Consider the following 20,327-nt stretch of genomic DNA (forward strand, 5'->3'; position numbering starts at 1 on the left):
CGTTGTTCAGGCGTCGACCAGCGCGTCCTTGAGCGAACAGGCGGCCGGACCGAGGATGACGATAAACAGGCACGGCAGGATGAAGAGGATCAGCGGCACGGTCATAATCGCCGGCAGGCGCGCGGCCTTTTCCTCGGCGCGCATCATGCGTTCGTTACGGAATTCGGCCGACAGGACGCGCAGCGCGCTGGCGAGCGGCGTGCCGTATTTTTCGGTCTGGATCATCGTGGTCACGACGCCCTTCACCGATTCCAGATCGACGCGATAGGCTAGGTTCTCGAACGCCTGACGGCGTTCGGTCAGGAAGCCGAGTTCGATCGAGGTGAGCGCGAATTCCTCGCCCAGTTCGGGGTAGGCGCGGCCCAGTTCCTTGGCGACGCGGCTGAAGGCGGCGTCGACGGTCAGGCCGGCTTCGGCGCAGATGACGAGCAGGTCGAGCGCGTCGGGAAGCCCCTTGCGGATCGCATCGGTGCGCTTGGTACGCTTGTTTTGCACGAAGAGGTCGGGCGCCTTGTAGCCCAGGATCAGCGCGAGCATCAGCGAGCCCGAGCGCTTCGTCGACGTCATGTCGGGCCACATGTCGAGGCCGTAGATCAGGAAGGCGGCGATCGCGCCGAGCACGATCGGGAGGATCATGCGGCCGAAGATCACCGCGACGGCGAGATCCTTCGAGCGAATGCCTGCCTGCGCGAGCTTTTGCTGGACGTCCTTGATCTGGTCGTCCTGCAGCACCTGCAAGCGGCCGAGGACGCTGCGCATCCGGTCGGCGGTCTGGTTCTTGCGCACCAGCTTGGCGCGACGCTTGGCGGTCGACGCGGTGATGCCGGCCTTCAACTGCTCGCGGCGTTCGTTGAGCGCCTTGACGCGCTTGGTCATCGGGTTGCGGACGGTCATCGCGCCGTAGATGGCGACGAGGACGGCCATGACGCCGACGGCGGCCATCATCGTGGCGACCCACACGACGTCGATCCCCATGATCGTCGGACCGGCCTGTGCGCCCGAAAAGGCGGTGAGGAGGAGATTGCTGTTCATCGTTCGGCTCCTCCTAGATTTCGAAGCTGATCATGCGGGCCATGATGAAGGCGCCGATGCTCATCCACAGAAGGCCGCCGAGCCCGGCGATGATCAGCCGCTCCTCGTAGAAGAAGCCCTCCAGATATGAGGGGTTCATCGTCCACACGAGGCCGAAGACAAAGAAGGGCAGCGCGCCGACGATATAGGCCGATGCCTTGGCTTCCGACGACATCGCCTTGATCTTCAGCTTCATCTGCGCGCGCTTGCGCAGCACGTCGGACAGGTTCGCGAGCGTTTCGGCGAGGTTGCCGCCGGTCTCGCGCTGGATCGCGATGGTGATGCAGAAGAACTGGAATTCGGGCGTGCCGAGCATTTCGGCCGATTCCTGGAGCGCGGCCTCCATCGTGTTGCCGATGCGGATGCGTTCGACCACGCCCTTGAACTCCTCGCCCACCGGGCCGGGGAGTTCCTGGCTGACGACCTGGAAGGTTTCGGTGACGGGAAGACCCGACCGCAGGCCGCGCACGAGCAGGTCGATCGCGTCGGGGAAGCGCGTGTTGAACGCTGCGACGCGTTTTTTGATCAGGCTGCCGACGACGGCATAGGGCAGGCCGAGCGCGGCCATCAGCCCCACCAGCCCGCCGAGCAGCAGCGGCGCGCGCAGCACCAGCAGCGCGCCGGTGGCGACGATGAAGATCAGCATCGATGCCAGCATATACTGGCTGACGGTCCAGCCCTTGCCGGTGCGCCGCAGCCGTTTTTCCATCTCTTCGCGGCGCGGCATCAGGTTCGACAGGCTGGTGTTGCCCTGACCGCCGGACGCCTGGATCGTCTTGCGCATCTGCGCCGCCACCACCGCCTCGGTCGAGGCGGCGTGGCGATCCTTGAAACCGGCGATGCGGCGCGATTTCGCCTTGCCCACCGACGGTCCGCCGAAGGCGATCACGAGCATCGTCAGCGCCAGGAAGATGCTCGCGATGATGAGGATGACTGACAGGTCCATGATGGGTGTTTATCCGCTTTTGGTTTCCGGCGCCGGCGGCGGCCGATAGGGTCGGGTCGGCGCGCTATTTCGCGCCTTTCTTGACCATCATGCCGCCGAGGCCGCCGAGCTTGCCGAGCAGCGAGGCGCCCGACTTGGCCTTTGCGGCGGGTGCCGGAGCTTCGTCTTCGGAATCGGCGCCGTCGAGGATTAGCCGCATCAATTGCGTCCAGACCTGGCTTGCCTTGGTTCCCTTGCAGATTTCCGCGTAGGATTTTCCGAGCTTCGCCGACTGGCTGACCAGCTTGGGGTCGAAGGGGATGACGACATCGATCGGGCGTTCGATCGAAGATTCAAACTCCTTGCGCGACAATTCGCCGACCGCACTCTGGAACTTGTTCGCGACCAGCACCACGCGCGCACCCGGCGTGTTCTGCTTGAACCACGACAGGAGGCGGATCGTGTCGCGCGCCGCGGCGAGTGTCACGTCGCTGACCAGCACGATCGTTCCCGCTTCCGACACGAGGTGCGGGAAGGGGACGAGCACGTGGCGCGGGATGTCGACGATCGTCATTTCGAAGGCGCCGCGCAATTCCTCCTCGAGCTGGAAGAAGGCCGAGCCGTCGGTCAGCACCGGCTGGTGGATCGGAGCTTCGGCCGACAGCAGGCTGAGCTTGTCCGACGCGCGCACCATAGCGCGTTCGATGAACAGCCCGTCGATGCGGCTCGGGTTGTCGATCGCGTCGATGAGGCCGCGGCCGGGCTCGAGGTCGAGCGTCAGCGCGCCCGTGCCGAAATGGACGTCGAGGTCGAGCAGCGCGGTCTGGCGGCTGGCCTGTTCGCTCATTGCCCAGGCGAGCGAGGTCGATACCAGCGACGCGCCGACGCCGCCGCGCACGCCGACGACCGCCATCATGTGGTGCGGCTTGTCGTCCAGCATCTCGGCATGTTTCGGCGCTGTCAGCATCGCCTGCGCCATGGTCAGCGATTCGCGGACCTGGTCGAGCGACAAGGGCTTGAGCAGATAGTCCTGGATGCCGCTCGACAGCAGGTCGCGGTACAGGCGGACGTCGTTGACCTGCCCCGCCGCGATCACCACCGTGCCGGGCTCGCAGACTTCGGCAAGCGCGTTGATGTCGTTGATCGGATCACCCGATTCGGACATGTCGACGAACAGGATGTTCGGGCTTGCCGAGACCGAGAGCGACTGGACGGCGTTGCGCAGGCCGCCCTTGTTGCACTTCTCGATCGGCCAGCCCATGTCGTTCGCGGCGACGCGGATCAGCTCCAGCGTGTCGTCGTCGCACACGAAGGCGTTGAAGGGTTCACGCAGCCCGGCTGCTTTGAAAGGCGCGTTCACTTGCTACCTCCGCTCGTTTGCGTTCCCTTGAGTTCGCCGGCGCCCGTCGGCGCCTTTTCACGATAGGTCTTGATCGCCCGCGTCGCGGTGAGCGGGTCCTGGTTCACTTCGCTGGCACCCTTGATCAGGTCGTTCGGGTCGGCGACCATCGCGGCGAGATTGCTGTTCGTCGCGCAGCCGTAGTTCGACGAGGTCGCGTTGTTGAAGTTGATCGACGACTTGCTCGACCAGTCGGGGCAGCCGGGAACGTGCGCCGAGGCGCGGGTCACGATGACGCGCACGCTGCCTTCGGGTACGAGACCGGTCGTGACCGGCACCGCGTCGCTGAGGAGCAGCCCGCGGCGGCCGACCATCGCCCGGATCGTCGCGGTCGCCGCACCCGAGCCATAGGGCGAGGGGTCTTCGATCGCGATGCGGTCGCCGTAGCGCACGCCCATCGCGTCGAGCCATCCCTGCAGGCGGCCCTGTTCGCTGGGGGGCAGTTCACCGCCGCTGGTCGCGACGTCGAACTGGTGGATGCTGTTGCGGACCACCGGCTGGTGCACCGAATCGAGGCTGCTGTTGGTGTGCGCGGTACCCGTGCATCCCGCGAGCGCCGTCGCCAGGCCCAGGATCGTCCAAGTTGCGATCTTCTTCATGCTCTTGCTCCTGAAAACGCGCGCTTCACTTGATGCTGAAACCGGGCGAGGCATCGGCCCCGCGCGGGCGGTCGGCATCGGGGGCGACCGCCTCGAGCCGTGGTTTCGGACGTTCGCCGCCGGTGACGCCGTTGCTCGTCTGGCCGAGCAGCAGGCGCGACAGGTCGTTCGCATCCTGGAATGCGTCGGTCGGCAGCTTGATCTCGTTCGCCGACACCGGCTGGACCAGATAGGGCGTCACGACGATCACGAGTTCGGTCTCGCCGCGGCGGAAGCTGTCCGATTTGAACAGCGTGCCCAGCAGCGGCACGTCGCCGAGTCCCGGGAGCTTGTCGATCGCACCGATCGAACGGTTGTTCATCAGCCCGGCGATCATGAAGCTTTCGCCCGACCCCAGTTCGACCGTCGTCTCGGCGCGCCGGATCGTCAGCGCCGGGATCTGGAACCCCTGCATTTCGATCGCGCCTTCGGTCGACAGTTCCGACACTTCGGGGCGGACGCGCAGGCTGATGCGGCCGTTCGACAGCACCGTCGGCGTGTAAGCGAGGCTGACGCCATATTTGCGATATTCGATCGTCGTGCCGGCAAAGTTGCCGGGGATCGGGATCGGGAATTCGCCGCCGGCGAGGAAATCGGCGGTTTCGCCAGAGATCGCCGTGAGGTTGGGCTGCGCCAGCGTGGCGACGAGTCCCGACCGCTCGCCGATGTCGAGCGAAGCCATCAGATCGAGCCCGAACAGGCGCCCGGCACCGGCAAGGCCGCGTGCGCCCGAGGGGTTGGTGAACTGATAGTTGGTGCCCATGATTGTCTGGTTGACGATCTGGCCGGTAACGGGGTCATAGGGCCGCGGAACCGGGCTGCCCGGAAAAACCGCGGTGGGATAGGGAACGTCGGTGATCGTACCCGGAGTGCGGCCGCTGAAGACCCCGCCGAGGAAACCGTTGCCGAGCGGGCCGTCCTTGTCGCGGGTCAGCAGGTTGCCGCTGATTTCCTTGACGAGCGTGCGGTTCACTTCGGCGATGCGGACCTGGAGGTTGACCTGCAGCGGCGTCGCCGTGCGCAGGCGCGAGAGAACCTTGGTGCCTTCGCCGACGAACGCCTGGACCAGCCGTTCGGCTTCGGCGGCGTCGTCGGGCGACTGGACGGTCCCCGTCAGCAGCACGAAACCGTTCATCGTGTTGGCCGCGATCGTCGCTTCGGGCATCGCTAGCGAGAGCATCTGGTCGATGGTCTCGATATTGTTGCCGACGCGGGCGACGGTCGAATAGACAACCCGGCCGCTGGCGTCGGTGGCATAGATGCTGGTTTCGCCGGGCGTCTTGCCGAAGATGTAGAGCTGGCGGCTCGAGCGGACCTGGACGTCGGCGACCTTGTCGTCGGCGACGAAGATGTCCGTCATCGGCGCGGGCAGGCTGATCAGGCGGCCGCGCCCGACCGACAGGTCGACGCTGCTGCTGGCATTCTGCACCGCCTGTGCCACCGCCTGCTGCGCGGGTGCGGACACCAAGGTCGCCGCGATCAGCCCGACGGCGAGGGTGCGGGCCACGGCCGTGATTCGGAAATTGGCTTTGCTTTTCATCTTACTTACCCCCCACCGGCACTTCGGTCATCTTGTCGCCGCGGGTGACGCGCACGACCGGACCGCTGGGGGCCGCCGGTGCGGCGCCTCCCATCGATGGCGCCGAGCGCCCCCCGTAGTAGTTGTTGTTCTGTTCCTGGCGCGGCGCCTGGACACGGCCGCTGACCGGAACCCAGAAGCGCGACACGTCGCCGCCGGTGGTCGCCGAGCCGCGGCCCGAGGAGGGGCGTCCGGCGGCTTCGGCCATCATCTTCTTTTCGGCGGCGGTGCCGCCCTTGATCGGAACGTTGACTTCGCCCGAGGCGATCGCGGCGTCGAGATCGCCGGCGCTTTCGGCCAGCGGGCGCAATGCGAGCGACAGGCGTCCCATATTCTGTGCGACCGCTATCTTCTCGGCGATTTCGGGCGTCGCTTCGAGCGTCACCGAACCGAAGGTGCGAACGGGGGTCTTGCCCGTCTCGTCCTCGGCGTCGTAGCGCTGGTCGGTGGCGAGCACGCGGACGTTGCGCACGATCGTCTCGGCGGTGAAGAGCTGGTCGTCGGGATAGCTGCTGCCTGCCCTGATCCGGATTTCCTGCGACAGCACGACGTCGACGCGGTCGCCGGGGAAGACGAAGCCGGCAACCCCCTGTTCCTGCGACACCTTGACCGTCACGGCGCGCATGCCGGGGCCGAGCGCCGCGGCGAGGAAGCCGCGATCGTCGGGATGGACGAGAGCTCCCTGCGTCAGCGGCTGGCCGGCGGTGATCGGATAACGCACGACCGTGCCGACAAGGCTGTTGGCGTCGGTCTTGTCCTTCAGGAAATAGGCCTTTTCGACCAGTTCCTTGGGCCAGGGCTGGAAACGGAAGCTGTCGGGACCGATGATCGTGCCGAGCGGCAGCTGCCGCGTGGCGACGAGGATCATCGGGCCGTTCGCATTGGGAGCCGCGGCGGCGCGCGCCTCTGGTGTCGATGCGCCCCGCATCATCTGATTGACCCCGAAAGCGGCGCCGATGGCAATCACCAGCGCGCCGACGATCAGCATTATCTTTCGCGTATCCATGACGATTTTTCGCCTCCTGCACCTGCCGGATGCGGCGGTGCTTACCCTCAGCTCGATGCGATAGACTGAAACTGGTTAAGATATTGTTGGTGAAGCGCCCACAGCCCGGCGGCGGCGATCGCGATCCCGTAAGGCACCTCCGGCTTGTGTTCGGGGCGCTTGACGATGAGCCAGACGAGCATCGCGCCCGAGACCGCCGCGCCGGTGAGCGCCATCACGGTCAGCGCCGGCATCACCAGCGGCAAGGGGACCCACAGCATCACCGCAAAGACGTTCTTCACATCGCCGCCGCCCATCGCGTTGAGGACGAACAGGAGCATGAAGAAGGCAAAGACGATCAGCGCGGCGCCCATCGTCCAGGTGACGTCGGGCCACAGCGACCAGCCGGCAGCGAGCCAGAAGGGGATCGCGAGAATGGCGATCAGCCCGTTGAGTCCGTTCGAAATCTCCCGCCACCGCAAGTCGCTGATCGCCGAGCAGACCATCAGGATCGCGGCGAGCAGCATGAGCGTGAACTGGAGAATATTGCCGGTCATCACCCGCGTCCCTAGCCATCATGGCTTACGAAATCGTAACCATGTCGAGGCCGGGCGAGCCTTGCATTCCGGGAGACAGCCGATATGCGGCACCCATGGTGGCCACGTTCCCGTCTGACATTGATGTCCTGATCATCGGCGCGGGGATCGCCGGCGCGAGCCTTGCCGCCGAACTGGCCCCCCATCGCCGTGTCCTGATGATCGAGAGCGAAGAGGTCGCGGGCTTTCATGCGACGGGGCGCTCGGCCGCCTTCTGGCAGGAGAGCTATGGCGGCGTCGGGGTTCAGCCGCTGACCGCGGCCTCGTTCGCGGCGCTCGCCGATCCCGATCCGGTCTTTTCGGATCGCGCGTTTCTGGCGCCGCGCACCGCGCTGGTGGTCGGACGAAGCGAGGAAGCCGGTGCGGTCGATGATTTCGTCGCGCGTTTCGGGGCGCAGGGGGTCGATGTATCGCGCCTGTCGCCACGCGATCTGGCGGGCCGCGTTGCCGGGCTGCGTCCCGACTGGAGCGAGGCGGCGTTTGAACCGTCGTGCCGGGACATCGATGTCGGCGGATTGCATGCCGCCTGCCTGCGTGCGGCGAAGCGCGCGGGGGCGTTGCTCGCCACGCGCGCACCGCTTGTCGCCGCGCGCCGATCGGGTGACGGGTGGGCGGTCGAAACCGGGCAAGGGTCGCTCCGCGCGGCGCTGATCGTCAATGCGGCAGGGGCCTGGGCCGACGGCGTCGCGACGGCTTGCGGGGTCGCTCCGCTGGCTATTCAGCCCTATCGCCGCACGGTCTTGCAGGTGCGGCTGGGCGTGCCGACGCCGGCTGCGCTCCCGCTGATCGCGCATGTCGGCGGGACATTTTATTTCAAAGGCGAAAGCGAGGGCCGGATCTGGCTCAGTCCGCACGACGAGACCGCGTGCGACCCGTGCGATGCGGCGCCGGACGAACTCGACGTCGCGCTGGCCATCGACCGGTTGCAGTCGGTGGTCGACTGGCCGGTCGCCGCGATCGAACGCAAATGGGCGGGGCTGCGGAGTTTCGCCCCCGACCGGCTGCCCGTCTTCGGGCCCGATACGTCCGAAGCCGGCTTCGTCTGGTGCGCGGGGCAGGGCGGTTTCGGGATCCAGACCGCGCCCGCGATCGCGGGCCTGCTCGCCTGGCAGCTCGGCGCGCCCGCGCCGCGCGGCGCGATCGCCGCGCTCGACCCCGCGCTATATGCGCCGGGCCGTTTTTCCTGATCCTTGCGTCCGCGGAACGGCGGGTTAACATGGATCAGCCGCGTCACCCGCGGCGCAATCTGTGGAGGACCCCGAATGGCCCATTATTTCGAGATCAAGAAGAACAAGGCCGGCGAATATGTCGCCTACTTCAAATATAACAGCGAAACGATGTTCTGGACCGAGGGCTATTCGAGCAAGGCCTCGGCGGTGAACGCCATCGAGTCGATCAAGAAGAACGGTCCGGGCGCCGAAACGCGCGAGGTCGAATAATCACGAGACCGCGCGGGCGCCTCAGCGCGCCCGCGCGATTTCGAGCGCCGCGTCGCTTGCCAGCCCGTCGGCGATTTCGTTGTCGCCATGTCCGGCGTGGCCCTTGACCCACAGCCATTCGATATCGTGCCGCGCGGCTTCCTTGACCAGCCGCTGCCACAGGTCGGCGTTCGCCACCGGCTTTTTCGCGGCGGTCTTCCAGCCGTTCTTCTGCCAGCCGAATATCCATTTGGTGATGCCGTCGCGCACATAGACGCTGTCGGTCGACAACTCGACCTTGCAGCGGCGCTTGAGTGCCGCGAGCGCCTCGATCGCCGCCATCAGTTCCATGCGGTTGTTCGTCGTGTCGCGTTCGCCGCCCGACAGCGTCTTCACGACATCGCCCCAGCGCAGCACGGCGCCCCAGCCGCCGGGGCCGGGGTTGCCCTTGCACGCGCCGTCGGTCGCGACGATCACGGTTTTCATGCCGGTGTCGCTCATACGGCGGTGAACAGGCTGTGGGCGTCGGCGGCCTGGTAACGGCGCAGCCGCTCGAGGAAGGGCGACGGGTCCTTGCGTGTGACCAGCGCGTCGGCGGGGGTGTGAATCCAGTCGTGCGCGCGGGTCAGCAGGAAGCGCAGCGACGCCCCGCGTGCCAGCAGCGGCAGCGCGGCGCGTTCGGCGTCGTCGAGGGCGACCTCGCCGAGATAGCCGCTCATCAGCGCCCCGGCACGATCGGCGTCGCAGCGCGTGCCATCGCCCGAAAAGGTCCAGCTCGCGTGCGTCACCGCGACGTCGTACGCGCGATAATCGGTAGCCGCGAAATAGAAGTCGATCAGGCCGGTGACCGTCTCTCCGAGCATCAGGACATTGTCGGGAAACAGGTCGGCGTGAATGACATGCGCGGGAAGGTCCTTTGGCCAGTGCGCGTCGAGATAGTCGAGTTCGTCGGCGACGATCGCCGCCAACCCCGGCCGGACGGCATCGAGATCGCCCGTCGCCTCGGCGATCGTGCGCCAGTGGCGATGCCCCATGCTGTTTTCCCGTTCGCCGGCATAGGTCGCGAGCGCGCGATGCATCGCGCCGAGCGCGGCGCCCGCCGCGGCGCATTGCCCCGGGGTCGGCCTGGTCAACGAAATTCCCGGCAGGAACTGGATGATGCACGCCGCGCGGCCCGAAATCTGCTGGATCGCGGTGCCATCGCGGTCGCTGATCATCGCGGGAACCGGCGAGCCGCTGGCCGAAAGATGCGCGAGCAGGTCGACGAAGAAGGGGAGGTCGCCGACGCTCACGCGCTTTTCGTAGAGTGTCAGGATGAAGCGCCCGCCGCTCGTTTCGAGCAGGAAATTGCTGTTTTCGACCCCTTCCGCGATGCCCTTGCACGACCGGACCGTGCCGATGTCGTAGCGCGCGACCAGCGCGGCGAGATCGTCGGGATCGACTTCGGTATAGACGGCCATGGAGCGTCAGGCCGCCGCCGGTTCGAGCCCGCGGGGGAGCTTGAAGACCATATTTTCTTCAGCGGTGACGACGACATCCTCGTCGATCATGCGGTGCGCCGCGACCGCGTCGATCACTTCGCGGACCAGCGTTTCGGGTGCGCTCGCGCCGGCGGTGATGCCCAGCGTCCCGATCTCCGCCAGCCATTCGGGGGCGACGTCGCTGCCGCGCTGGACCAGGTGCGCCGGCGTGCCGAGCCGTTCGGCGACCTCGACGAGGCGTAGGCTGTTCGAGCTGTTCGGGGCGCCGATCACGATCATCCGGTCGCACCGGCCGGCGATCGCCTTGACCGCCTCCTGGCGGTTCGAGGTGGCGTAGCAGATGTCTTCGCCGCGCGGACCCGCAATCGCCGGAAAGCGGTGGCGCAGCGCGGTGACGACGTCGCGGGTGTCGTCGACCGACAAGGTGGTCTGGGTCAGGAAGGACAGCCGGTCGGGATCGGCGGGCGCCAGCCTCGCGACATCGTCGACCGATTCGACGAGCGTCATCGCGCCCTCGGGCAATTGGCCGAGGGTTCCGATCACTTCGGGATGGCCGGCGTGGCCGATGAAGATGATGTGGCGCCCGCTCTCGTTCGCGCGTTCGGCCTGGCGGTGCACCTTCGACACCAGCGGGCAGGTCGCGTCGATATAGTCGAGCCCGCGCGCCTCGGCCTTGGCGGGCACCGCCTTGGGGACGCCGTGCGCGCTGAACACCACGGGGACGCCGTCGGGAACCTGGTCGAGCGATTCGACGAAAATCGCACCCTTGGCCTTCAGCGATTCCACCACATAGCGGTTGTGGACGATTTCGTGCCGGACATAGACCGGCGCCCCATAGCGTTCGAGCGCGAGTTCGACGATCCGGATCGCGCGATCAACGCCGGCGCAGAAACCGCGCGGCGCGGCGATCAGGACCTTGAGCAGGGCCGGTTCGCCACCGTCCGCAGGGTCGATAGAAAGGGGTGCGTTCATGGTGCGCGCGCTCTAGCCCAGCACGGCCATTGGGGTAAAGCGGCTTGTCCGGTTGCGCGCCGTTCATCGCACCGATAAGAAGCGGCGCGCATGGAGTTGGGATTGTCCGTCCCCGCTTCGCCCAAATTGGAAAGCCTGACCATCATGAACCCCATTTCGTTTCCGCCGCGCAAGTTTCTCGCCGTGCTTTGCGGCACTGCGGCCATGGCGACGGTGGCGGGCTGCGCGAAGGACAATGAAATCGACGTTTCGGGCGGCGTCGGCATCACCTCGACGCGGTCGGCATGCCCCGCCGTCGCGGTGCCGCTGCACACCGGCGACATCACGCTGTTCGACCCTGCGACCAGCCGCGACGCCGCGGCGATCGACGTGGTCGCGGCGATCACCAACCTGGTGCCGCAGTGCAACGACAGCGGCGAGAAAGTCTATCAGCTCGCCGATTTCGACGTGGTGGCGACGCGGCGCGACGCCGGTCCCGCGCGCCAGATCACCATCCCCTATTTCGCCACCGTCGTGCAGGGCGGCACCGCCGTCGTGTCGAAGCGGCTGGGCAGCGTGACCGTCAATTTTGCCGATGGCCAGACGCGCGGCACCGGCAAGGGACAGGCCTCGGCCTATGTCGACCGCTCCGCCGCGACGCTGCCCGCCGACATCATGGAACGCATCACGCGCAAGCGCAAAGCGGGCGACCAGGACGCCGCGGTCGATCCGCTGAGCATTCCGGAGGTCCGCACCGCGGTGCAGCGCGCGAGCTTCGAGCTGCTCGTCGGTTTCCAGCTGACGCAGGACCAGCTCGAATATAACGTCCGACGATAAGGTCCGGCGGCGGCGCCCCGCGCCGTGCGCTTCGTTTTTGCCCTGCGCGCCATCCGGGCGACGCAGGGCTTTTCGCGTTGCCCAAGCTGTTATAGGGCGCGCGGCAATCCCCCTCGTTCAAAGTTAGGCTAGACCCGTGACCCTGTTCAGCCGTTTTTCCGACCATATCGGCGCCGCGCTCGACGCGCTGGCCGCGCGCGGTGCGATCCCCGCCGGGCTCGATCGCCGCGCGATCAGCGTCGAACCGCCGCGCGATCCCGCGCACGGCGATGTCGCGACCAACGCGGCGATGGTGCTCGCCAAGCCGGCAGGCATGAACCCGCGCGCGCTTGCGGACCTGCTGGTTGCCGAACTCGGCGCGCTCGACGAAGTCGTCGAGGCGAGCGTCGCGGGTCCCGGCTTCATCAACCTGCGCCTCGTCGACGACAGCTGGCGCGACGAACTCGCTTCGATCCATGCCGATGCCGGCGAATATGGCCGCTCGACGACGGGACAGGGGCGCACCGTCAACGTCGAATATGTCTCGGCAAACCCGACCGGTCCGATGCACGTGGGTCATTGCCGCGGTGCGGTCGTCGGCGATGCGCTCGCGGCGTTGCTCGAATATGCGGGGCATCGCGTGATCCGCGAATATTATGTCAACGATGCGGGCGCGCAGGTCGACGTCCTCGCGCGGTCGGTGCACATGCGGTATCGCGAAGCGCTGGGCGAGGAGGTCGGCGCGATCCCCGAGGGTCTCTATCCCGGCGATTATCTGATCCCCGTCGCGCAGAAGCTCGCCACCGAATATGGTGACCGTTTCGTCGGCGCGCCCGACAGCGCCTGGCTCGGCCTGTTCCGTGCCGAAGCGGTGAGCGCGATGATGGATATGATCCGCGCCGATCTTGCCAAGCTCGGCATCCACCACGACCTCTTTTCGTCAGAAGCGGAACTGCAGGCGGCGGGGAAGCCAGCGGCTGCGGAAGCCTGGCTGCGCGAGCACGACCTAGTCTATGACGGCGTGCTCGAAGCGCCCAAGGGCGAGACGCCCGAGGATTGGGAGCCGGTCGAACTGCCGCTGTTCCGCTCGACGAAATTCGGCGATGATCAGGATCGCCCGATCAAGAAATCGGATGGAAGCTGGACCTATTTCGGCGCCGACCTCGCCTATCATTTCCAGAAGGCGCAGGACGCCGACGAGTTGATCGATATCTGGGGCGCCGACCACGCCGGCACCGTCAAGCGGATCAAGGCGGCGGTTGCCGCGCTGACCGGCGGCACGAAGAAGTTCGACGTCAAGCTGGTGCAGATGGTGCGGCTGCTTAAGAATGGTGAGCCGTTCAAGATGTCGAAGCGCGCGGGCAATTTCGTCACGCTCGCCGACGTCGTCGACGAGGTTGGCAAGGATGCGGTGCGCTTCACCATGCTTACCCGCAAGGCCGACGCGCAGATGGACTTCGATTTCGCCAAGGTGGTCGAGGCCTCGCGCGATAATCCCGTGTGGTACCTGCAATATGCCCATGCCCGTATTTCGCGGCTTCGCCAGAAGGCCGCCGATGCCGGCATCGTGCTTCCTGCGCCCGCGCCGGCCCGGCTGGGCGCGCACGAGCTCGGCCTGGTCAAACTGCTGGCGCAATTCCCGCGCACCGTCGAATCGGCGGCGTCGGCACGCGAGCCGCACCGGATCGCATTCTTCCTCGCCGAGGTCGCGGCTGCATTCCATTCGTGGTACAATCTCGGCAACGACGAGCCGGAGGCGCGGATCGTTCTGCCGAACGATCCCGAACTTACCGCGACGCGGCTTTATTTGGCCGATGGAATCGGGCAGGTTATCCGCAACGGGCTTCACTTGATGGGGGTGGAGGCGCTCGAGGAGTTGCATTGATGGCCGAGGACAAGGACGCCGGACTGGGGCTGGAGGACGAAGACCGGTTGCCGTGGCTCGAAGCGGCCGACGACTATGAGGATGACGGCGAGGTTTCGCCGACGCGCCTGCTCGTCATGGTGCTGGGCGGGCTGGTGTTGATCGGCGCGGTTCTGGGCGGGCTGTGGTGGATCCAGAACGGCGGCGCGCGCGGGCAGGGCGAACTGATCGTCGCGCAGAAGGGCGATTACAAGGTCGCGCCCAAGAATGACTCGGCGAAGACCTTCGAAGGCGAAGGCGACGCGAGCTTCGCCGCGACCGAGGGCGTCCTGCCGGCGGGCAAGGTCGACCCGAGCCGCATGCCCGAGGAACCCGCCGCGACCCCGGCCGAGCGCGAGGCCGCTGCAAAGGCGGCTCAGAAGGTCGAAGCCGACAAGGCCGCGGCAGCAAAGGCGCTGGCGGCAAAGGCCGTCGAAAAGGGCAAGGACAAGCCCGCGGCGACGTCGATCAAGACCGCCGCCGCCGAAAAGGCGCCGCCCCCTGCGTCGGGTGCGGCGATGATCCAGCTTGGTGCGTTTCGCAGCGAAGCGGCGGCAAACCAGGCCTGGACCAATTTGTCGAAGCGCTTCGCCTATCTCGCCGATCTCGGCAAATCGGTTTCGCCTGCGACGGTCGAAAGCGGACATGTCTATCGCCTGCGCGTGTCGGCCGGTTCGGTCGCCAACGCTCAGGCCCTTTGCGGGAAATTGCGCGTTGCCGGCGAAAATTGCGTCATCGTTCGCTGAATCGGCCCGGTCCGCCGCAGTAGTGATTGGATTGACAAGCTTGCCGTGCCATTTTTGTGCCGTGGGTCGCTGTCGGGGGCGGCGACCGATGGAGGCTGACGTATAATGATACCTGCCATTTTCGGCCTTTCGGGCCTGACCCTCACCGACGACGAGCGCGCTTTTTTTCGCGACAGCGATCCGGCTGGCTACATCCTCTTTGGCCGCAACATCGAAAACCGCAATCAGTTGCGAAGGCTCACCGACAGCCTTCGTGATCTCGACGGACGAGCGAACCTGCCGATCCTGATCGATCAGGAGGGCGGGCGCGTCGCGCGGATGAGGGCCCCCGAATGGCCCGCCTTTCCGAGCGGAGCGGCGTTCGATGCGCTCTACGACCGCGCACCCGCGAGCGCGATCGAGGCGGCGCGCCTGAACGCGATGGCGCTTGCGTCGATGCTGTCGGAGGTCGGGATCACGGTCGATTGCCTGCCGCTTCTCGACGTTCGCCAGCCGGGCGCCAGCGACGTGATCGGCGATCGCGCGCTCGGCAGCGAGCCGATGCGCGTGGCGGCGCTGGGCCGCGCGATCCTGTCGGGCCTGCAGGACGGCGGCGTTGTCGGCATCGTCAAGCATATTCCGGGGCACGGCCGCGCGATGCTCGATTCGCACAAGGAACTGCCCGTGGTCGCGGCGTCCGACCGCGACCTTCAGAGCGATCTCGCGCCCTTCGCCGCGCTGCGCGACGCGGCGATGGCGATGACGTGCCACGTCGTCTTCACAGCCTGGGATCCCGATCGGCCGGCGACGCTGTCGCCGCTGGTCATCGACAGCGTCATCCGCCAGCGCGTCGGTTTCCACGGCCTGTTGATGAGCGACGACCTCGACATGGAGGCGCTGTCCGGCGACGTCCCGTCGCGTGCCGCCGCTGCGGTCGCCGCGGGCTGCGACATCGCGCTCAACTGCTGGGGCAAGATGGACGACATGGTCGGCATCGCCAACAGCCTCGACCCGATCAGCACCGTGTCGCTGGCACGGCTGGAAGGCGCGATGGACCGCATTGCAGGAACGCACGACGAACGCCAGTTCGCGATGCTCGTCGACCAGCGCGACGCGTTGCTGGCGCTCGCATGACGGGAGCCTGAGCCGCCGATGGAGGAATTGCCGCTCGCTTTCGACGTGGCACCCGCGGCCGAGCGTGAGGACGCGCTCCAGCTCAGCCTCGAGAGCTGGGAAGGTCCGCTTGACCTTTTGTTGACGCTGGCGCGCAGCCAGAAGGTCGACCTCAGGCAGATTTCGATTCTCCAGCTGGTCGAGCAATATCTGGGCTTCATCGCCGAGATGCGCGCGAAGCTGGAGGTGGCGGCCGATTATCTGGTGATGGCGGCGTGGCTCGCCTATCTCAAATCGGCTCTGCTGCTGCCCAAGGATCCGCTCGAGGAGCCCTCGCCTGACGAACTCGCGCTGCGCCTGCAATTGCGGCTCCAGCGCCTCGCAGCGATGCGCGAGGCGGCGGCGCGCCTGCTCGCGCGCGACCGGGTCGGGCGCGATGTCTTCCTGCGCCCCGCGCCCGAGGGACTGCACGATGTCCGGATGCGGCGCTGGGACGCCAGCCTTTATGACTTGCTCGCCGCCTATGGCCAAGTGAAGGCCCGCAACGAGCCGGTCGTCCATATGGTCGCGCGGCGCCCCGTCGTCACGCTCGACGCTGCGCTCCAGCATCTCCAAAGGCTGATCGGGGTGAAGCTCGACTGGGCCGAACTCTCCGATTTCCTGCCCGCCGACTATCGGGGCCCCTTGCGCCGGTCGGCGATCGCGTCCAGCTTTGTCGCCGCACTCGAGCTCGCGCGGCAGGGGCGCGTCGACCTCCGGCAGGACGGCGCGTTCGAACCGCTCTACCTGAAAGCAGCGCAGGGATGATGGCAATCGACGACCGCGAACGGGCGATAGAGGCGATGCTCTTTGCCAGCGATGCCCCGCTCGACGCGCGCCAGATCGCGGCGCGGTTCGCCGAGGATATGCCGGTTTCCGAAGTCAGGGCGGTCATCCAGGTGATCGCCGCGCGCCATGCGGGCAGCGGTATCGAGCTGGTCGAGCGCGGCGGACATTGGCATTTCCAGACCCCGGCCGACCTTGCGCATTTGCTGCGCCGCGAGCGCGACGACCCGCGCAAACTGTCGCGTGCCGCGTCGGAGGTGCTGGCGATCGTCGCCTATCACGAACCCGTCAGTCGCGCGGAGATCGAGGCGATCCGCGGCGTCCAGACCTCGAAAGGTACGCTCGACGTGCTGATGGAGGCCGAATGGATAGCCCCGGCGGGGCGGCGCGAGGTGCCCGGGCGCCCGCTGATCTACAGGACCACCGACGCATTTTTGCAGCATTTCGGTCTTAGCAGCCGCAGGGATTTACCGGGAATCGAGGACCTGCGCGCCGCGGGGCTGCTCGACCCGGTCGATCTTGCTTTCGAAGAGGCGATGGGCGAGCTCGATCTGGTCAAGGACGGCGAAGAGGCCTGACGCTTTTTTCAATCGCAGACGTGCATTCGGCAGGGCTTGCTCCTATATGGGCGGCTCAAGGAGAATTTGAGATGGGTGGTTTGAGCATCTGGCACTGGCTGATCGTCGGGATTCTGGTCCTGTTGCTGTTCGGCAAGGGGCGCTTTTCGGACATGATGGGCGACGTTGCCAAGGGTATCAAAAGCTTCAAGAAGGGCATGGCCGACGACGATGTGCCGCCGCCGGCGCCCAAGCATCTCGAAGGCCAGCGTGCACCCGATGTGACCCCGTCGCCGACCGCGACGGCCGACCGCGACACGCTCTGATCGCGTTCCGCCTGCGGGGGAAATCACAGTAGATGTTCGACGTAGCGCCCACCGAGTTGCTGCTCGTGGTGGTGGTGGCCTTGGTCGTCATCGGCCCCAAGGACCTGCCTAAGGCGATGCGCTTTGTCGGGAAATGGGTCGGCAAGGCCCGCGGCATGGCGCGGCATTTCCGCTCGGGGCTCGACACGATGATGCGCGAAGCCGAGCTCGAGGAACTGGAGAAGCAGTGGCGCGCCCAGAATGACGCGATCATGCGCGAATTTCCGCGCCTCGACGGCCCGGACGCACCGTCGGTGAATCCGGCGACGAGCACGCCGTCCGACGCATCGGCGGACGAGGCGGCCGCGGCGACCAAGCCCGATCCGGCACCCGAAACCCACGCCGTCCCGCCGAAGGACGGACCGCTGCCATGAGTGCGGACGCAGAGGACGGCGCGGGCGGCAAGATGCCGCTGCTCGATCATCTGATCGAGCTTCGCTCGCGCATGCTGAAGTCGCTGTTCGCGATCGCGATCGCGTTCGGAGTCTGCTTCTATTTCGCCGAGGATATCTTCCGCGTTCTCGTCCGTCCGCTCGTCGATGCGGGGCAGGGCAAGATCATCTATACCCAGCTGTTCGAGGCCTTTTTCGTCCAGATCAAGGTGGCGCTGTTCGCGGCGATGATGATCGCCTTTCCGGTGATCGCCAACCAGCTTTGGAAATTCGTCGCGCCGGGGCTCTATCGCCAGGAAAAGCGCGCGCTGCTGCCCTTTCTTCTCGCGACGCCGCTGCTGTTCGCGGCGGGCGCCTGTCTCGCCTATTTCGTGACGGTACCGGTCGCGCTCAAATTCCTGCTCGGTTTCCAGGGCGACCTCGGCGGTATCCAGCAGGAAGCCTTGCCCTCGGTCGCCAACTATCTCAGCTTCATCATGCAGTTCATCATGGCGTTCGGCATCGCCTTCCTGCTGCCGATCCTGCTGATGCTCATCGAACGCGCCGGCATCGTCACGCGCGAGCAGCTGATCTCGGCGCGGCGCTACATGATCGTTGCGGCCTTTGCGATCGCCGCGGTGGCGACGCCGCCCGATATCCTCAGCCAGTTCCTGCTCGCGGTGCCGTTGATCCTGCTCTACGAACTGTCGATCTTTGCGATCTGGTTCACCCGGCGCCGACGCAAAACAGGCGCCGAAGCGGCGCCTGTCGAGCCTCTCGAAGAGGCCTAGGGGGCAAGTGCAGCCCGGGTCCTAGATGGCCCGGTCTGCCGCATCGCCGACCGATTCAATGTCGCGGCCGACGCCTTTCACCGTGTTGCAGCCAGAGACCAGAAGGCTGGCAAGCAGGGCCAAGAGGATTGCGCGAAAACTCGTCATGGGAACCTCGTTTGAAGCTGAGTGCAAAATGGCCCGGCACGCTTCGAGGGGGGGGAGGGAATGCGGGCCGGGCCAATGTTGCTGAGCAGCGCTGCGGGGGGGCGATGACCGCTGCTCGAATGGGAAACGGCCCAGCGTGCCGATAAGTTCCCGAAAAAAATGCGTGAGGCGAAATTTTTTCCGATTCATTTGAATTGTTTGCGATTCCAGCGCTTTGTCACGCGAACGAGGTGAGCCCGCTGGCCACGGCGAGCCCCAGAAAGGCTAGGAAGCCCATGGAATCGGTCGTCATCGTGACGAAGATCGAGCTGGCGACAGCGGGGTCCTGGTCGAGCCGGTCGAGCAGCAGCGGGATCGCGACCCCGGCAACCCCGGCGACGAAGATGTTGACGATCATCGCCGCGGCGATGACCCCGCCGAGCAGCGGGTTGCCGAACCATAGCGCGGTGGCGACGCCGGCGATCGCCGCGATCGTCCCGCCGTTGAGCAGCGCGATCTTCATCTCGCGAAAAATGGCGCGCCAACTGTTCGAATCGGTGAGCTGGTTCATCGCCAGCGCGCGCACCGTGACCGCCAGCGTCTGCGTGCCGGCGTTGCCGCCGACCCCGGCGACGATCGGCATCAGGGCGGCGAGCGCGACCATATGTTCGATCGCGCCGCCGAAAAACCCGACGATCGACGAGGCGACGAGCGCGGTGCCGAGATTGGCGACGAGCCAGCGCACGCGCGCGACATAGGTTTCGCGGATCGGTTCGTTGATGTCGCCGTCGCCGGCGCCCGACAGGCGCAGGATATCCTCGCCTGCTTCTTCCTGGATGATGTGGACGACGTCGTCGACGGTGATCATGCCGACCAGCCGGCCCGCCTTGTCGATGACCGCGGCCGAGATCAGCGCATATTTCTGGAACCGTAGCGCGACCTCTTCCTGGTCCATGTCGACCGGGATGAGCGTCTGTTCGCGCTTCATCACGTCGCTGATCGCGATGTCGCGCGGGGTGCGCAGGATCCAGCTGAGCTGGCAGGTGCCGACCGGCCTGTGCATCGGATCGACGACGAAGATTTCCCAGAAGTCGCTCGTCAGTTCGACATCTTCGCGCAGGCGGTCGATGACGTCGCCGACAGTGACATGTTCGGGCACCGCGACGAATTCGCGCTGCATCAGTCGGCCGGCGGTTTCCTCGGGGAAGGAGAGCGCATCCTCGATCGCCGCGCGATCCTCGGGCTCCATCGCCTCGAGCACCGCTTGCTGTTCGTCTTCTTCAAGATCCTCGATGATCGCGACGGCGTCGTCGGTATCCATCTCGGACGCCAGTTCGGCGACCTGTTCGGGCCCGAGGAGGTCGATCAGTTCCTCGCGCACATAGTCGTTCATCTCCGCGAGCACGTCGGCGGAGAGGAGGTCGCCGAGCACCGCGGCGAGCATCGGGCGTTCGTCGGCGCTCGCGAGTTCGAAAAGGTCGGCGATGTCGGCGGGATGGAGGCGGCCGACGCGTTCGCGGGCGGCTTCTTCCTCGCCCGATTCGGCAAGGTCGATGACGTCGCGGACGAATTCGGGTTTCAGCCGGTCGTCTTCGTCGAGCTCGGTCTCGGCGACGGGTGCCGTGTCGCGGCCGTCATCGATCCGCACATCCTCGGCGGGCAGGGAGTCTTCGCGTTTGTCCATCGCGCGGC

23 protein-coding genes are annotated in these 20,327 nt (G+C 66.4%); 11 read left to right on the forward strand and 12 right to left on the reverse strand.

The features are described from left to right. Positions 1-6: 6 nt before the first annotated feature. The 7 genes from EAO27_RS05290 to EAO27_RS05320 form a co-directional block, all read right to left on the reverse strand. Entirely contained in the window at positions 7-1,032 is a 1,026-nt protein-coding gene (locus tag EAO27_RS05290) for a type II secretion system F family protein (protein ID WP_242777788.1), read from the reverse strand. Positions 1,033-1,045: 13 nt separating this feature from the next. After that, positions 1,046-2,017: a type II secretion system F family protein gene (locus EAO27_RS05295; RefSeq protein WP_242777790.1), complete on the reverse strand. Its 972-nt coding sequence runs from the start codon at positions 2,015-2,017 to the stop codon at positions 1,046-1,048. A gap of 64 nt (positions 2,018-2,081) precedes the next feature. Beyond that, positions 2,082-3,356, reverse strand: a complete 1,275-nt coding sequence (locus EAO27_RS05300) for a pilus assembly protein CpaE (RefSeq protein WP_242777793.1) — start codon at positions 3,354-3,356, stop codon at positions 2,082-2,084. Then, on the reverse strand, positions 3,353-3,994 hold the full coding sequence (locus tag EAO27_RS05305; RefSeq protein WP_242777796.1) for a CpaD family pilus assembly protein: 642 nt from the start codon (positions 3,992-3,994) through the stop codon (positions 3,353-3,355). Before EAO27_RS05305 ends, EAO27_RS05300 begins: the two co-directional genes overlap by 4 nt. Positions 3,995-4,019: 25 nt before the next feature. Continuing rightward, entirely contained in the window at positions 4,020-5,540 is a 1,521-nt protein-coding gene (locus tag EAO27_RS05310; RefSeq protein ID WP_347567124.1) for a type II and III secretion system protein family protein, read from the reverse strand. A 34-nt stretch (positions 5,541-5,574) separates the two neighbouring features. Continuing rightward, on the reverse strand, positions 5,575-6,618 hold the full coding sequence (cpaB, locus tag EAO27_RS05315; RefSeq protein WP_242777802.1) for a Flp pilus assembly protein CpaB: 1,044 nt from the start codon (positions 6,616-6,618) through the stop codon (positions 5,575-5,577). A gap of 47 nt (positions 6,619-6,665) precedes the next feature. Further along, entirely contained in the window at positions 6,666-7,154 is a 489-nt protein-coding gene (locus EAO27_RS05320; RefSeq protein ID WP_242777805.1) for a prepilin peptidase, read from the reverse strand. A 95-nt stretch (positions 7,155-7,249) separates the two neighbouring features. Between EAO27_RS05320 and EAO27_RS05325 the strand changes: the two genes are divergently transcribed. Together EAO27_RS05325 and EAO27_RS05330 are read left to right on the forward strand one after the other, a co-directional pair. After that, positions 7,250-8,380, forward strand: a complete 1,131-nt coding sequence (locus EAO27_RS05325; RefSeq protein WP_242777808.1) for an FAD-dependent oxidoreductase — start codon at positions 7,250-7,252, stop codon at positions 8,378-8,380. Positions 8,381-8,455: 75 nt separating this feature from the next. Then, positions 8,456-8,632, forward strand: a complete 177-nt coding sequence (locus tag EAO27_RS05330; protein ID WP_242777811.1) for a DUF1508 domain-containing protein — start codon at positions 8,456-8,458, stop codon at positions 8,630-8,632. 21 nt (positions 8,633-8,653) lie between these two features. Here the strand turns inward: EAO27_RS05330 and rnhA are convergent, their stop codons facing one another. The 3 genes from rnhA to ispH are packed head-to-tail and all read right to left on the reverse strand — an operon-like array spanning position 8,654 to position 11,064. Beyond that, a complete protein-coding gene (gene rnhA / locus EAO27_RS05335) occupies positions 8,654-9,112 on the reverse strand; it encodes a ribonuclease HI (protein WP_242777814.1) in 459 nt (152 codons plus the stop codon). Beyond that, positions 9,109-10,071: a homoserine kinase gene (gene thrB / locus EAO27_RS05340; RefSeq protein WP_242777817.1), complete on the reverse strand. Its 963-nt coding sequence runs from the start codon at positions 10,069-10,071 to the stop codon at positions 9,109-9,111. The genes rnhA and thrB overlap by 4 nt, the downstream gene beginning before the upstream one ends. A 6-nt stretch (positions 10,072-10,077) precedes the next feature. Then, positions 10,078-11,064 carry a 4-hydroxy-3-methylbut-2-enyl diphosphate reductase gene (gene ispH / locus EAO27_RS05345; RefSeq protein ID WP_242777820.1) on the reverse strand — a complete coding sequence of 329 codons (987 nt, stop codon included), beginning with the start codon at positions 11,062-11,064 and terminating at the stop codon, positions 10,078-10,080. A gap of 144 nt (positions 11,065-11,208) precedes the next feature. Between ispH and EAO27_RS05350 the strand changes: the two genes are divergently transcribed. The 9 genes from EAO27_RS05350 (at position 11,209) to tatC (ending at position 18,509) form a co-directional block, all read left to right on the forward strand. Further along, positions 11,209-11,880 carry a hypothetical protein gene (locus EAO27_RS05350; RefSeq protein WP_242777823.1) on the forward strand — a complete coding sequence of 224 codons (672 nt, stop codon included), beginning with the start codon at positions 11,209-11,211 and terminating at the stop codon, positions 11,878-11,880. A 136-nt stretch (positions 11,881-12,016) separates the two neighbouring features. After that, positions 12,017-13,744: an arginine--tRNA ligase gene (argS, locus tag EAO27_RS05355; RefSeq protein ID WP_242777826.1), complete on the forward strand. Its 1,728-nt coding sequence runs from the start codon at positions 12,017-12,019 to the stop codon at positions 13,742-13,744. After that, positions 13,744-14,508, forward strand: coding sequence for an SPOR domain-containing protein (locus EAO27_RS05360; protein ID WP_242777829.1), 765 nt, complete (start codon positions 13,744-13,746; stop codon positions 14,506-14,508). Before argS ends, EAO27_RS05360 begins: the two co-directional genes overlap by 1 nt. 105 nt (positions 14,509-14,613) lie before the next feature. After that, positions 14,614-15,621 (forward strand): beta-N-acetylhexosaminidase, encoded by a 1,008-nt coding sequence (gene nagZ, locus EAO27_RS05365; RefSeq protein WP_242777832.1) that lies wholly within the window; start codon positions 14,614-14,616, stop codon positions 15,619-15,621. Positions 15,622-15,639: 18 nt separating this feature from the next. Beyond that, a complete protein-coding gene (locus EAO27_RS05370) occupies positions 15,640-16,407 on the forward strand; it encodes a ScpA family protein (RefSeq protein ID WP_242777835.1) in 768 nt (255 codons plus the stop codon). Next, positions 16,404-17,003, forward strand: coding sequence for an SMC-Scp complex subunit ScpB (scpB, locus tag EAO27_RS05375; RefSeq protein ID WP_242777838.1), 600 nt, complete (start codon positions 16,404-16,406; stop codon positions 17,001-17,003). Before EAO27_RS05370 ends, scpB begins: the two co-directional genes overlap by 4 nt. A 71-nt stretch (positions 17,004-17,074) precedes the next feature. After that, positions 17,075-17,308 carry a twin-arginine translocase TatA/TatE family subunit gene (locus EAO27_RS05380; RefSeq protein ID WP_242777841.1) on the forward strand — a complete coding sequence of 78 codons (234 nt, stop codon included), beginning with the start codon at positions 17,075-17,077 and terminating at the stop codon, positions 17,306-17,308. Positions 17,309-17,340: 32 nt separating this feature from the next. Beyond that, positions 17,341-17,721: a Sec-independent protein translocase protein TatB gene (gene tatB, locus EAO27_RS05385; protein WP_242777844.1), complete on the forward strand. Its 381-nt coding sequence runs from the start codon at positions 17,341-17,343 to the stop codon at positions 17,719-17,721. Beyond that, positions 17,718-18,509 (forward strand): twin-arginine translocase subunit TatC, encoded by a 792-nt coding sequence (gene tatC, locus EAO27_RS05390; RefSeq protein ID WP_242777847.1) that lies wholly within the window; start codon positions 17,718-17,720, stop codon positions 18,507-18,509. Before tatB ends, tatC begins: the two co-directional genes overlap by 4 nt. 21 nt (positions 18,510-18,530) lie before the next feature. On the opposite strand, the gene EAO27_RS05395 is transcribed toward tatC, so the two are convergent. Both EAO27_RS05395 and mgtE read right to left on the reverse strand, forming a co-directional pair. Beyond that, positions 18,531-18,656: an entericidin A/B family lipoprotein gene (locus tag EAO27_RS05395; RefSeq protein WP_242777850.1), complete on the reverse strand. Its 126-nt coding sequence runs from the start codon at positions 18,654-18,656 to the stop codon at positions 18,531-18,533. Between the two features lie 217 nt (positions 18,657-18,873). Continuing rightward, a complete protein-coding gene (mgtE, locus tag EAO27_RS05400) occupies positions 18,874-20,319 on the reverse strand; it encodes a magnesium transporter (protein ID WP_242777854.1) in 1,446 nt (481 codons plus the stop codon). Positions 20,320-20,327 lie beyond the last annotated feature (8 nt).

This window comes from Sphingopyxis sp. YF1, from assembly GCF_022701295.1.
In the GTDB taxonomy this organism is placed as follows: Bacteria; Pseudomonadota; Alphaproteobacteria; order Sphingomonadales; family Sphingomonadaceae; genus Sphingopyxis.